15 protein-coding genes are annotated in these 12,956 nt (G+C 55.3%); 9 read left to right on the top strand and 6 right to left on the bottom strand.

The window, feature by feature from the left end; all coding sequences use genetic code 11:
- Window positions 1-7: 7 nt before the first annotated feature.
- The 3 genes from QQL62_RS05640 to ccmI are packed head-to-tail and all read right to left on the bottom strand — an operon-like array spanning window position 8 to window position 1,904.
- Window positions 8-232, bottom strand: a complete 225-nt coding sequence (locus QQL62_RS05640) for a DUF1289 domain-containing protein (protein ID WP_284376822.1) — start codon at window positions 230-232, stop codon at window positions 8-10.
- A complete protein-coding gene (ruvX, locus tag QQL62_RS05635; RefSeq protein WP_284376820.1) occupies window positions 229-702 on the bottom strand; it encodes a Holliday junction resolvase RuvX in 474 nt (157 codons plus the stop codon). The genes QQL62_RS05640 and ruvX overlap by 4 nt, the downstream gene beginning before the upstream one ends.
- Window positions 699-1,904 (bottom strand): c-type cytochrome biogenesis protein CcmI, encoded by a 1,206-nt coding sequence (gene ccmI / locus QQL62_RS05630; protein WP_284376818.1) that lies wholly within the window; start codon window positions 1,902-1,904, stop codon window positions 699-701. The genes ruvX and ccmI overlap by 4 nt, the downstream gene beginning before the upstream one ends.
- Before the next feature lie 333 nt (window positions 1,905-2,237).
- Between ccmI and QQL62_RS05625 the strand changes: the two genes are divergently transcribed.
- The 6 genes from QQL62_RS05625 (at window position 2,238) to QQL62_RS05600 (ending at window position 8,360) form a co-directional block, all read left to right on the top strand.
- Window positions 2,238-3,485 (top strand): sarcosine oxidase subunit beta family protein, encoded by a 1,248-nt coding sequence (locus QQL62_RS05625; protein WP_284376815.1) that lies wholly within the window; start codon window positions 2,238-2,240, stop codon window positions 3,483-3,485.
- 46 nt (window positions 3,486-3,531) lie between these two features.
- On the top strand, window positions 3,532-3,858 hold the full coding sequence (locus QQL62_RS05620; protein ID WP_284376813.1) for a sarcosine oxidase subunit delta: 327 nt from the start codon (window positions 3,532-3,534) through the stop codon (window positions 3,856-3,858).
- A complete protein-coding gene (locus tag QQL62_RS05615) occupies window positions 3,855-6,869 on the top strand; it encodes a sarcosine oxidase subunit alpha family protein (protein ID WP_284376811.1) in 3,015 nt (1,004 codons plus the stop codon). The genes QQL62_RS05620 and QQL62_RS05615 overlap by 4 nt, the downstream gene beginning before the upstream one ends.
- Complete coding sequence (locus tag QQL62_RS05610) at window positions 6,862-7,425, top strand: sarcosine oxidase subunit gamma (protein ID WP_284376808.1); 564 nt, start codon at window positions 6,862-6,864, stop codon at window positions 7,423-7,425. The genes QQL62_RS05615 and QQL62_RS05610 overlap by 8 nt, the downstream gene beginning before the upstream one ends.
- 128 nt (window positions 7,426-7,553) lie before the next feature.
- Window positions 7,554-7,715 carry an RSP_7527 family protein gene (locus QQL62_RS05605; RefSeq protein ID WP_284376806.1) on the top strand — a complete coding sequence of 54 codons (162 nt, stop codon included), beginning with the start codon at window positions 7,554-7,556 and terminating at the stop codon, window positions 7,713-7,715.
- 111 nt (window positions 7,716-7,826) lie between these two features.
- Window positions 7,827-8,360, top strand: a complete 534-nt coding sequence (locus QQL62_RS05600; RefSeq protein WP_284376804.1) for an RSP_2648 family PIN domain-containing protein — start codon at window positions 7,827-7,829, stop codon at window positions 8,358-8,360.
- On the opposite strand, the gene QQL62_RS05595 is transcribed toward QQL62_RS05600, so the two are convergent.
- The 3 genes from QQL62_RS05595 to QQL62_RS05585 are packed head-to-tail and all read right to left on the bottom strand — an operon-like array spanning window position 8,347 to window position 10,882.
- A complete protein-coding gene (locus QQL62_RS05595) occupies window positions 8,347-9,039 on the bottom strand; it encodes a M48 family metallopeptidase (protein WP_284376801.1) in 693 nt (230 codons plus the stop codon). The two genes, QQL62_RS05600 and QQL62_RS05595, sit on opposite strands and share 14 nt — an antisense overlap.
- A 44-nt stretch (window positions 9,040-9,083) precedes the next feature.
- Complete coding sequence (locus QQL62_RS05590; protein WP_284376799.1) at window positions 9,084-10,415, bottom strand: DUF2927 domain-containing protein; 1,332 nt, start codon at window positions 10,413-10,415, stop codon at window positions 9,084-9,086.
- 26 nt (window positions 10,416-10,441) lie between these two features.
- Window positions 10,442-10,882, bottom strand: a complete 441-nt coding sequence (locus QQL62_RS05585; protein WP_284376797.1) for a GNAT family N-acetyltransferase — start codon at window positions 10,880-10,882, stop codon at window positions 10,442-10,444.
- A 239-nt stretch (window positions 10,883-11,121) separates the two neighbouring features.
- Between QQL62_RS05585 and dksA the strand changes: the two genes are divergently transcribed.
- The 3 genes from dksA to QQL62_RS05570 all read left to right on the top strand — a co-directional run bounded on the left by dksA (window position 11,122) and on the right by QQL62_RS05570 (window position 12,956).
- The gene (gene dksA, locus QQL62_RS05580; protein ID WP_284377194.1) at window positions 11,122-11,487 is read left to right on the top strand and encodes an RNA polymerase-binding protein DksA; all 366 of its coding nucleotides are present in this window, start codon (window positions 11,122-11,124) and stop codon (window positions 11,485-11,487) included.
- 85 nt (window positions 11,488-11,572) lie between these two features.
- Entirely contained in the window at window positions 11,573-12,739 is a 1,167-nt protein-coding gene (locus QQL62_RS05575) for an FAD-dependent monooxygenase (protein ID WP_284376796.1), read from the top strand.
- A 10-nt stretch (window positions 12,740-12,749) separates the two neighbouring features.
- Entirely contained in the window at window positions 12,750-12,956 is a 207-nt protein-coding gene (locus tag QQL62_RS05570; RefSeq protein WP_284376795.1) for a hypothetical protein, read from the top strand.

Genomic DNA, 12,956 nt, shown 5'->3' with positions numbered 1-12,956 from the left:
CCCGCGCCTAGGGTCTGGGGCCGCGTTTGCGTCTCTGGCCCTTTACCAGATGCGCGCGGCCGGGCAATTCTGCCATAATCGCTTTACGCTCTTCGCTGCTCATACTGCCCCATAATGCCAATTCCTGACGGTTGCGATAACAGCCCATGCATAGATCGCTCTCGCGGTGCATAACGCATACTTTCACACAGGGGCTTTCAATTTCTGCGCGTGCCCAAATATCATCGCTCATGACGCCAGATGCCCTAATCGATCCAAGGCTCCCTGCAAAATATACCCTGCCGCCACATGATCAATGGTCTCGGCGCGTTTGGCGCGGCTCATATCCGCCTCGATCAGGGCACGCTCGGCGGCCACGGTCGATAGGCGTTCGTCCCAATATCCGATGGGCAAGTCAATGCGCGCGGCTAAATTGCGCGCAAAGGCGCGGGTAGATTGGCACCGGGCACCCTCGGTGCCATCCATATTCATCGGTAGGCCCAACAGAATGCCACCCGCATCAGCCTGCGCAAGGATCACCTCTAGCGCGGTTGCATCAAGGCCGAATTTTTTACGCTTGATGGTTTCACGGGGCGTCGCAATAGACCACAACCGATCCGATACCGCCACGCCAATGGTCTTGGTGCCCAGATCTAACCCAACCAGTGATTTCCCACGCGGTAATGCGCTGGCGAATTCTGCGATATCTTCATAAATGCTCATCGTGCCACCTCTGCGGATTGTGCTGCGGCCAGTAGTTTTGCCAAGGCTTGGGTATCCTCGGCAAAAACATCTTGCGCCTCTTGCCAAATTTCATTGGCGCGGGTGGTTTCGCCCAATACGCCCAAGGCGCGGATCAGGCGGGCCCATTCATCAACACTGCCCCCCTGTGATGCAAGACGCGCGGCCAATCCACCCACCATACCACGCACCATCTCTTGGCGATCCTCAGCACTCATTTGACCCGCGGCCTCAATATCCGCAGCACTTGGCCCGGGCATTTCGGCGGTGGGCGGGGCAACACCCGCCGCACGTGCCATATCGGCAATGCGCGCCTGAATGGGCGCAATCCAAGGCGCATCCGCAGGGCCTTCGTTTAACAACCCCAACCACAACCGATACCCGACATCGGGGCGCCCGTTTTGCGCCATGGCCAACCCAGAGTAATAGCGCGCACGCCCATCAACGCTGTCTAACCGCAGAACCTGCCCCAGCATTTCTTCGGCCTGAGGTGATACATAACCATTGGTTGCCATGATCATATACTCTGCGGCATCAGAATAATCCTGCGCAGTTGCTCCAGACCCAAGCAAGGCCAGTACCTGCTGTTGAGCCACGCGCGCAGCACTATAATTGCCCAGCCGTGCCTCGTGCAATGCCAACAGCCGCTGCCCCTGTAAATCTTCGGGGCGCTCAGTCGCGGCACCGCGCAATTTCTCAACCAAAGCTAAATAATCAGGATCGGCATCAATTTGGGATTTCACAACTTGAGCCTCAATCACCTCTTGGCTAGGGCGCTGGGCACGTAGGGCCTGTGCTTCTGATAGTCGTAGGGCCAAGGGGCGGTCTGGCAAATCCGCGCGCCCCAGTTGCGCGTAAATCCCCAAAACCCCAACCAGACATATTACAAATATAAAACCCGCTGTTAGTCCATGGGCGTGTACAGACGGATCTCTGCGTTGAGCGCCCGCACGCTTGTCAGCGGCCAAAATGCGGCGCGCAATTTCTAAGCGGGTGGTCTCGGCATCGTCTTGGTTGATAATCCCGCGCGCAAGATCACTGTCCAGCTCGCGCATTTGCGCCTTGTAAACCTGTAGATCAGGATCGTCGGCCCCCGTACCCTGATCCGCTGCAGCGCCTAACAACGGGCGCGCAATAATCCATGCTGCGGCCAATGTTGCCGCTATACCAATAAACCAAATCATCGCCGATCCTTTACTCCAATCGTTCCTAGCGAGTTTGTAACGCATTGGGTAGGATAAAACGAAAAACACCCTGTCACACTTAGGTGTAACAAGGCGCTTCCAAATCTACGGCCATCGGCGTCCCCGCCTGTACCGCTTGACCAAAATGAACGATTAATCTTTCCAAATCTTTAAAATATCCAATTTCCGACCCGGCCTCACTCACCGAATTTGGATATTTGTAAGATTTGGAAGGCGGGATGTCGCGAACGCCTCGGCATTTGTCGTTGGCTGTGCAGGCAGAATCGCCTAGCTTTGAAACACTGAGATAGGTTTTGGCTAAAGGGCACATCTATGAAACGTTACTCAGCTTTTGCGATCGCCAAAAACGCTGTCAACTATCACCGCGGTTGGGAACGTGCCTGGGCTAAGCCAGAGCCCAAGCCCGAATATGACGCCATTATAATAGGCGCAGGTGGTCATGGGTTGGCCACGGCTTACTATTTGGGCAAAAACTATGGCATCACTAATGTCGCGATTGTGGAAAAAGGTTGGCTGGGCGGGGGCAATACAGGCCGCAACACCACTATTATCCGCTCAAATTACCTACAGGATCCATCGGCGGCGATTTATGAAAAGGCCCGTAGCCTCTATGAGACGATGTCCCAAGATCTGAATTATAACGTCATGTTTAGCCCCCGCGGCGTGATGATGTTGGCCCAAACAGAACACGAGGTGCGCGGCTATCAGCGTACGGCCCATGCCAATGCTCTACAAGGTGTGGAAACGAAATTCATTTCCCCCCAGCGTGTTAAGCAGCTCTGCCCTATTATCGAGCTATCAGGCCCACGCTTTCCCGTGTTGGGCGCGCTGTGGCAACCGCGCGGGGGCACCGCACGCCATGATGCGGTGGCTTGGGGTTATGCGCGTGCTTGTTCGGATATGGGCATGGATGTGATCCAGCAATGCGAGGTCACGGGAATTACGCAATCCGGCGGACAGGTCACCGGCATCGAGACCACCAAGGGCGTTATGAAAACCAAAAAGCTGGGCATTGTGGTCGCTGGCAATTCTGGGCATCTGGCCGATATGGGTGGCTTTCGCCTGCCGTTGGAATCGGTATCCCTACAGGCGTTGGTCTCAGAGCCTGTGAAGCCTTGCATGGATGTTGTGGTTATGGCCAATACGGTGCACGGTTATATGAGCCAGTCTGACAAAGGCGAGATGGTGATTGGCGGCGGCACCGATGGGTTCAACAGCTATACGCAGCGCGGCTCTTTCCATCACCTAGAGGAAACCGTGCGCGCGCTGATCGAGACCTTCCCGATGGTGTCGCGCCTGAAAATGCTGCGCCACTGGGGCGGCATTGTCGATGTCACCGGGGATCGCTCGCCGATCATTTCGAAAACCCCGCTGGGGGGCTGTTTCATCAACTGTGGCTGGGGCACGGGTGGTTTCAAGGCCATCCCTGGCTCTGGCTGGGCCATGGCCGAATTAATGAGCACAGGCGAAACCCAAGGGCTGGCCGCAGAATTCGGCCTGAACCGCTTTCAAGAGGGGCGTTTTATCGATGAAAGCGTCGCCGCGGGGGTTGCGCATTGACCGATAGACCCACTTGCACCAATTCCAAAATTCTTGGGGGCTTCTTATGCTACATCTAACATGCCCAAATTGCGGCCAAATGGTCGATGAAACAGACCTGCATGCAGGCGGTCAGGCCCATATCACCCGCCACGGTGCTGGTGCCTCGGACGCTGATTTCGAGGATTACCTGTTCATGCGCAAAAATCCCAAAGGGGTGCATTTCGAGCGCTGGCGTCATGTCTATGGTTGCGGCAAGTGGTTTCATGCGGCGCGTTGCACAACCACGCTACAGGTGTTTGGCACCTATTCCGCACAGACATTAACCCCGCCCAAACCGTTGATCACTAAAATTAAAAAACTGCGCCCCGAGTGGGAGGGATTTGAGAAATGAGCACCCGTTTGCCACAGGGCGGTCGCCTGATAGATCGCAAATCCGCGCTTGAATTCAATTGGAACGGCACACGTCTGATGGGCTATGCGGGCGATACGCTGGCATCGGCGCTGTTGGCCAACAATCAGACTCTGATTGGGCGCAGTTTTAAATACCATCGCCCGCGCGGCATATTGGCCAGCGGCCCAGAGGAACCAAATGCGTTGGTTGGGCTAGGGCAGGGCGCTAGTTTCGAACCAAACCAGCGTACCACGACCACAGAGCTGTTCACGGATCTGAGCGCTACATCGCAGAACGCTTGGCCGAGTGTACACTTTGACATCATGGGCTTTAACCGCATCCTCTCGCGGGTCTTCCCTGCAGGGTTCTACTATAAAACATTCCTGTTCCCGCGTTTTGCGTGGAAGCATCTGTTCGAGCCTGTGATCCGGCGTGCGGCGGGCCTAGGAGCGGCGCCCAAAACCCCAGATGCGGATCGCTATGAATATTTCTATGCCACTGTCGATATGTTGATTATCGGTGGCGGCATCGCGGGATTGGCCGCCGCTCTGCGGGCGGGGCGCGCGGGTGCGCGGGTGCTGTTGCTGGAACAAACTGCTCATTGGGGCGGGCGGGCGCCTGTGGATGGTGCCGAGATTAATGGCGCAGCCGCGCAGGATTGGATCAATACCACACTGGCCGAATTGGACGGTATGCCCAATGTTACGTTGAAAAACCGCACCATGGGCGCAGGTGTCTATGATCACGGTTGGGCCACGGGTTATGAGCGCCTAACGGATCACGCCCCTAAAGCCGCTGGCCCCCGCCACCGTTTGTGGCGCATTCGAGCCAAGCGGATTATCAGCGCAACAGGTGCGGTTGAACGCCCGCTGTCTTTTGCGGGCAATGATATACCGGGTGTTATGCTGGCCAGTGCGGTGCGGGATTATCTGATTAACTATGCGACGTCCTGCGGGGATCGTTTGGTTCTGGCTACCAACAACGATGATGGTTATCGCACAGCGCTTGCCCAGCACGCGGCGGGCCTTACGGTGGCGGCGGTGATCGATGCCCGTGCATCCGCCGCGGGCGATTTGCCCCAGCAGGTGCGCGCGCTGGGCATTCCGGTGCACACAGGGCGTGCCATTGCGGCGGCCAAGGGTAATAAATATCTGAAAGCTGTCACGATCTGTGCGCAGGCTGGCGAGGGCGCAGTGCTGGAAACAATTCCCTGCGATGTGCTGGCTATGTCGGGGGGGTGGTCACCAATTGTGCATCTGTGGTCGCATTGCGGCGGCAAATTGCATTGGGATGCCACACAGGCGATGTTCCGCCCCGATCCTATGCGCCCACCATTGGGGGCGGATGGCACAGGGTTTGTGCATGTAGCGGGCAGTGCCAATGGCCACCTAGATGCGGCCTCGGTGCTGAAAGATGGTTTTGACATAGGCACTCTTGCGACCAAAGAGGCGGGCTTTAAAGCAGGCCCAGCCCTCAAGGATATGGCGACAAGCACACCAGAACATCCGATCGAGCCGATCTGGCAAATGCCCCAAGGCATGGGCCCGAAGAAACAGATGAAAACCTTCCTTGATTATCAAAATGATGTAAAGGTTTCGGATGTCCGCCTTGCTGCGCGCGAAGGATACGAAAGTGTTGAGCACACCAAACGCTATACCACACTTGGCATGGCCACAGACCAAGGCAAGCTGTCCAACATCAACGGGCTGGCGATCCTTGCCGATAGCCTAAATGCCGAAATCCCGGATGTGGGCACCACAACATTTCGCCCGCCCTATCACCCGATCTCGATGGGCTCGATTGCTGGCGATGCACGCGGCGAGTTGTTTAAACCGGTGCGCCAAAGCCCGATACATAACTGGATCGCAGACAATGGCGGATTTTTCGAGCCCGTTGCCGATTGGCGCCGCCCCTACTGCTATCAACGCACAGATGAAAGCGTCAGCGAGGCCGTAACCCGCGAAATCTTGAACACCCGCAAGAACATTGGCCTGCTGGATGCATCGACACTGGGGAAAATCATCGTCAAAGGCCCCGATGCTGGGCGCTTTATGGATATGATGTACACCAACATGATGTCGACGCTCAAGGTCGGCAAATGCCGCTATGGGTTGATGTGCACCGAGAACGGATTTCTGTCTGACGACGGGGTAGTTGCGCGCCTCGATTCTGATACCTTCCTATGCCACACCACATCCGGCGGCTCTGATCGCATTCATGCATGGATGGAGGAATGGCTGCAAACCGAATGGTGGGATTGGCAGGTCTATACCGCCAATGTCACCGAGCAATACGCCCAGATCGCCGTGGTCGGCCCCAAAGCCCGCCACCTGTTGGAAAAACTGGGCGGTATGGATGTATCAGGTGAAAACCTGCCCTTTATGGGTTTCCTTGATGGGGAAATTGGCGGCATCAAGGCGCGCGCCTTTAGGATATCTTTCTCGGGCGAGCTGTCCTATGAAATCGCCGTGCCGGCCAGCGATGGTCAGGCCTTTTGGGATATGTGCATCGAGGCGGGCGCTGAATTCGGCCTGCAACCCTACGGCACTGAATGCCTGCATGTGATGCGCGCCGAAAAGGGCTTTATTATGATTGGCGATGAAACCGATGGCACGGTTATTCCGCAGGATCTGGGCCTGTCATGGGCGATATCGAAAAAGAAAGAAGATTTCTTGGGCAAGCGGGCGCAACTGCGGCCCCATATGCAGGATCCTGATCGCTGGCGTCTGGTGGGCCTGCGCCCGGTAAATGATGGCGAAATCATCCCCGATGGCGCCTATGCTGTGGATGGCACCATTCGCGAAAACGGTGTGAAAAACATGATCGGGCGGGTTACCTCGACCTATTATTCCCCCACATTGGGGCATGGTATCGCCATGGGGTTGGTGCAAAATGGCCCAGAACGCATGGGCGAGCAGATCGATTTCCCCACGTTGGATGGCAAGATGATCCGCGCCACCATCTGTGACCCTGTGTTTTATGATCCAGAAGGAGCTTTGCAAAATGTCTAGTGTAACGGTGCTACAGGGCGCGGGCTTTGATGGGGCGATTGAGATCCGCGATGCAGGCCTGTTGGGTATGATCACCCTGCGTGGTGATCTTGCCAGCCCAACCCTTAATGCTGCGGTAAAAACGGCCACAGGAACAGCGCCCCCAGAAATGGGGCAGATCGTGCACGCGGATGCCCAGAGCTGTGCGTGGATGTCCCCAGACGAGCTGATGATATTTGCACCCTACGCGCAGGCCGATGAAATCACGGCCCAGATCACAGGTGATCTGGCCGATCACCATGCACTGGCGGTAAATGTATCAGATGCGCGCGCGGTGTTTGACCTGTCTGGGAACGCGATCCGCGATGTTTTGTCCAAGGGTACCCCTGTGGATTTATCACCCGATGCGCTGGGCCTAAATGTAGTGCGCCGCACGCGGCTGGGGCAGGTGGCAGTGGCCTTTTGGTTTACCTCTGAAACCACCGCGCGGTTGGTGTGCTTTCGCTCGGTGGGGGCGTATATGCTGACATGGTTGTCCACCGCCGCTGATCCCGCAGCACAGGTAGATTATCACTAAGTTGTGAAATTTTTGCATAGGTTTTGTAACAAGCTATGCGTTTAACGCCGTAGCGCCAAGGCGGGATTATCGGATGTAAATGTTGGTCTTCAACTCTATGTTGAGTATACGAAATATAGGAGACTAACATGGCACATACACCCGAATTTGATCTGGATAACCCAATCGACATGGTGGAAATCCAACGCGAAGCAGCCGCTCTGCGCGCCGCAGAAATCCGTCGCCTAACAACAGTATTCAAAGAGTTTGTGAAATCAACATTGTCGTTGAAGCCACTAAAGACAGCCTAAGAAACAATTCCTCCCGTTGTTCACAGGTTTAAGCGCCCAAGCATCCTCCCGCTTGGGCGCTTTTCTTTTGCCTAAATGCAGGATAAGCGGGGGCAACTGAAAGGTACCCCCATGCGCGTTTTACTTGATACTTGTGTTCTATACCCCTCTGTCCTGCGCTCTATTCTGTTGGATGTGGCGTCACAGGGGCTGTTTATGCCGCTGTGGTCTGAACGGATCCTTGATGAATGGCGCCACACATCTGTACGCAATCACGTCGAGGCCGAGGCCACAATCGAAATTGCGTTGCTTAGCTCGAAATGGCGCGAGTCATTGGTACAGGTCGATAAGATCGACCCAAACCTGCATTTGCCTGATGATAATGATATCCACGTTCTACAGGCCGCGATCACGGGCAAGGCCGATGAACTGCTAACCGCAAACCTAAAAGATTTCCCAACAGATATCCTAAGCAAACAGGGGCTGATCCGCCGCGCACCCGATGATTTTCTGCTAGAATTGGCCCATGCCAACCGCGAGGCGGTGCTATCGGCGGTAGAAAAAACCCGTAAAGAGGCGATCCGCCGCTCTGGTCAGTCGATTAACAATCGCAAGATGCTGAAAAACGCCCGCCTGCCACGGCTGGCCAAATTTATTGCGGGCTAGGGGCGTGCCACTTGTCCTCTAGGGCCTCAATTGCGGCAATGCGATCTGCCATCTTCGGGTGACTCATCAGCCATGCAAAGGTGGGCTGACTGCCACCGCTTTGGGCCTCAAATTTGCGAAACAGCGAAATTTGCCCGGCCGTGCCAATGCCCGCGCGCGTTAGCAGGGCGGCGGCATATTCATCGGCCTCAAACTCGTCCCCCCGCGATACCCGCGCGGCGATTCCCGAGGCCACCCAATTGGCGATCATCACCCCAAAACCACCCAAGAACCGCGAGAGCACCATAGAAAGTGTTACGCGAATGGCATTCTGCCCCGAAAAATCCAACCAGCGCCGCCGTGTATGCCCCAGCGCCACATGCCCCAGCTCATGCGCAATCACGCTGGCCAATTCGGGCGCGCTGATCTCGCCCATCTTGTACTTGTTGATAAATCCGCGGGTTAGAAAAATCCGCCCATCTGGTGCGGCCAGCCCGTTTACCGGATCAATCTCGTAAATATTGACGGCGATTTGATCCAGATCCAACGCACGCGCCATCTTGCGCGACAGCGCCTCTAACTCTGTATCATCTAGAGGGGATGATTTCTGATCCAATTCGCGGTGTAAACGCCCCGCAGACATGATGTAGACCACCACCCCGTAAATCAACGCCAGCAGAATCGGTGAAAATTTCAACATAACCTATATATGGAAGTGGTGAATGGGTTTCTCAACCCCCAAGATCACCCCTTGGGCGGGGCGAGAGAGTTAATGCGATCAAATATCTGTGCGACCAAGGGCCGCGTACCCAGCGCATAATAGGCCCATGAATGCGCCTCGCGGTACAGCTGGTTGGCCACAATGGTTTCGTTCTGGTGTTTCTTAATCGCGGCCTTTAGCGCCAGTAGCCGGAACAGCAATGTGGCATCTTGGGCGCGGCGCGCTGCCAAAATGCTGGGCTCTATCAACGCCAAGGCCCCCGTAACATCCCCGCCTGTAAAGGTATAAGAGGCCAGCTGAACCGCCGCCTGCGCGGCTTGGATGCTCTCGCTGCCGTAGGCGCGCGAATAGATGCCATAGGCGCGTGTGAAATCCGCCACCGCGGCCTCTGGGTTGGACTTCGCCTGCAAATGCCCGCGCGAGAAATAGGAAAATGCCAGCAAATTATCTCGATAGCCTTGGTTCTGGGCAATGCTAACTGCGCGGTTAATGTGGCGCATACGTGCGCTGGCGTTGCCGCTCTTGCCAAGAGCCGAGAATATGGCCTTCTTCCATGCATCATTGGCCTTGGGGACGGGGCGGGTGCCATATCCCTCGCCGGTGGGGTTTAGGCGGCGTAGCATCTCTGGCAAGCGTGCAGCCACATCCCCGCGCGACATGCCATTGCGCAACTGGCTATCATAGGTCAGGCGTAACAACAGCATATCGTAATTGGTCAAAACCACATGCATGTTGTCATCGTTAAAAATGGTATCCGCCACGCGAAACAGGTCATTCACTGGCCCTAGAACCTGCGCCAATTCCTCATGCAGACAATCACGCCCTTCTTGGGGGGAATGATTGTTGGGCAGGAAAATACTGGCCACACTGCGCCCATCCAATTGCGTCCAATCGGTGGCAGCAGTTTTGCGCCCTGTGCGCAATTCTTGCAGGTTGCGCACATTTGGCACAACAAAACATGCGGCACCAGGAAGGGCAGAGCTTAGCTGTCTGGGGGTGATGCGGTTGATGTATATATTGGCCGGCCCGCCCGTGGCCCCCACCACAATATTCAATCCAGCCTCATTTTGTAGGCGCTTTACCAATTTGTTCAAATCGCGCTGTAAATCCAAGGGCGCAGATTGTGTAAAGGCGACAACAATACGCCCGTTAAAACGGCTGAACTGGTTTATGGTCGCACCGGTTTCCAACCCAAAGCTATAGTCCAAAAATTCGCTGGCGATATCCAGATTAGATCTGCGAATGGCCGTAGAATGGCTGGGATTGGCAAACTCATGGGCAATCAAGGGCGCGTGCACCTGTGATGTCTTGCTGATTGGTGCCCCAATAGGGGCACAGCCGATCAATAGGCTCACTAAACTTATGCACGCGACAATGGATTTCATCGAATCTCATACTTTATAAAGGGCGTTAACCTAGAAACCTTATCATATAATCGTCGCGCGGTCATGTTATCTTCTGCGGTCAACCAATAGAGGCATTCTGCCCCCTCTTTACGGCATTCTGCCTCTACATATTCAATGAGCGCGCGCCCGGCGCCGGTGCCACGAACATTGGGGTCTACGAACAAATCATTCAGATAAATCCGTGGCTCTACTGACCAAAAAGTATCGTGATATAGATAGTTGACGAGCCCAACCGCCTGATCATCGTGAAAGGCCAATGCGCTGTGCATACCGCTGTCTGGCGCAATGATTCGCGCCCATGCCGCATCATAGATCTCTGGCGGTTTCTCAGTGTTGTAAAATTCTAGATAGTGTCGCCATAATCGCCTCCAATCGGGCGCCATTCCTGCATCTACAGCGCGAATAACCAATGTCATGTACTCACCTCAAACGTGTTTTGTGATTCGGAAAAACCTTAGAGAAATTAACCAACTGGGTCAAAATATGCGTGAAACTCACCTAAGTTTTAGGTGACAATCGGGTCAAATCAAGATAGGTGATGCGTGATAAACAATTTTCTCGACTTTTGGGAAGGATGTTTTGAATTGAACTAGGAATTACAAGGGTGACTACAGTGCTTGATACAGCTTACCGTCCTTCCGAAGACGAAGAATTTATGAACGATCGTCAGCAAGAATATTTCCGAACGAAACTTAAAGATTGGCGCGCATCATTGCTGGCAGAGGGGCGCGAAACCATCGAAGGCATGCAAGAAGGTACACGAAACATTCCAGATGTTGCAGATCGTGCCTCAGAGGAAACCGATCGTGCCCTAGAATTGCGCACACGGGATCGCCAGCGCAAACTGGTGGCAAAAATCGATAGCGCCTTGCGCCGTTTGGATGATGGCACCTACGGCTGGTGCGAAGCATCCGGTGAACCTATTTCACTAAAGCGATTGGATGCACGTCCGATCGCCACTCTTTCGCTCGAGGCCCAAGAGCGCCACGAGCGCAAAGAAAAGGTCCACCGCGACGATTAACTGGAAATTCGCAATGCAATCGAAATTCCAATTTTGAAACAGCGCCGGGCCCTTGGGTCCGGTGTTTTTGGTTAGGAGATTGAAAGTGGCGTTAACGCAGATGAGAATTGGCATCATTGGGGCGGGAATTGCGGGGCTGACCAGCGCCATCGCATTGACGCGGCGTGGTGCCGATGTAGAAATTTTCGAACAGGCTGAGGATTTCGCAGAAGTTGGCGCGGGCATCCAAATCAGCGCCAATGCGCTGCGTGTCCTAACGGATCTGGGTATCGATTTGAAGGACGCAATCCCCTGCGGTACACCCCAGGCCGTAAATCTACGCGGGGCGCGGGGGATGTTACTCTCGAGAACCCCCCTGAACACCCAGCCCGATCATCCCTATTATCAAGTGCACCGCGCCGATTTCATTGCCTTGCTGGCTGAACAAGCACGCGCGGCAGGTGTGACCCTGAATATGGGTCAACCCGCATTGGCAGATGGCGGCGCGGGCAGTATTCGGATTAACGGCGTCGCACATGATTTTGATCTGGTGGTGGCGGCGGATGGGGTGCGCTCGCCCACGCGCATGGCCTTTCTTGATGGCATAGAACCCGCTTTCACCGGTCAGGTGGCTTGGCGGGCATTGGTTCCCATGCCACAGGGCGCCGAAGTTTGGCGTGATACCAATGTGTATATGGGGCTTGGGCGGCATGTGGTCTTTTATGGGCTACGGGATCAGACACTATTGAACATCGTGGCGGTCGAACGGCGTAAATCATGGACAGCCGAGGGCTGGGATATACCCGACAGCGGAGCAAATATGCGCGCGCATTTCCTAGGGTTCAGCGCAGATGTGCGCGCCGCCCTTGATCAGGTAACAGCGCCAAAGTTATGGGGCCTGTTTGATCACCCGCCGCTGAATTCGTGGTCGCGCGGTAATCTGGTGGTGGTTGGGGATGCCGCCCACCCAATGTTGCCCTATATGGCGCAGGGTGCTTGTATGGGCATCGAGGATGCGTGGGTCTTGGCCGATAGCTTGGACCAGACAACGGAAATTCCCAGTGCCCTGCAGCGCTACGAAATGTTGCGCAAGCCGCGCTGTAGCGCGCTCCAGCGCGCCGCAAAATCCAATGGGCGGCTGTTCCATATATCCAATCCATTGGCGCGGCGTACCGCCACTGTTGGCCTGAAAATCACCAGCACCCTTGCGCCTGGCCTGTTACGACGGCGCACCGACTGGATATATAATCACGATGTGACACGACCATTGTAGCAGGGCCGCCATGGGCCAGAAACCTACGCGCCTTACCCAATTATCACAGCCCGTTTCCATGGGCTGTTGTTTAGCGATGGCGCTTTTGTACGCCAAATCTTCAGCGCGGGGCTTTGATTGGCGGCTGGTTGACGGCCTGAGTATAGGGCAGGGGCATTTGTTTCAAAGTTACACAGAATTTGCGGTGGCAGCGTCCCTAGAGCGCAAAGCCTTGTAA

The sequence above is a fragment of the Amylibacter marinus genome (assembly GCF_030160015.1).
GTDB classification, from domain to species: Bacteria; Pseudomonadota; Alphaproteobacteria; order Rhodobacterales; family Rhodobacteraceae; genus Amylibacter; species Amylibacter marinus.
This window is presented reverse-complemented; position numbering and strand designations above follow the sequence as displayed.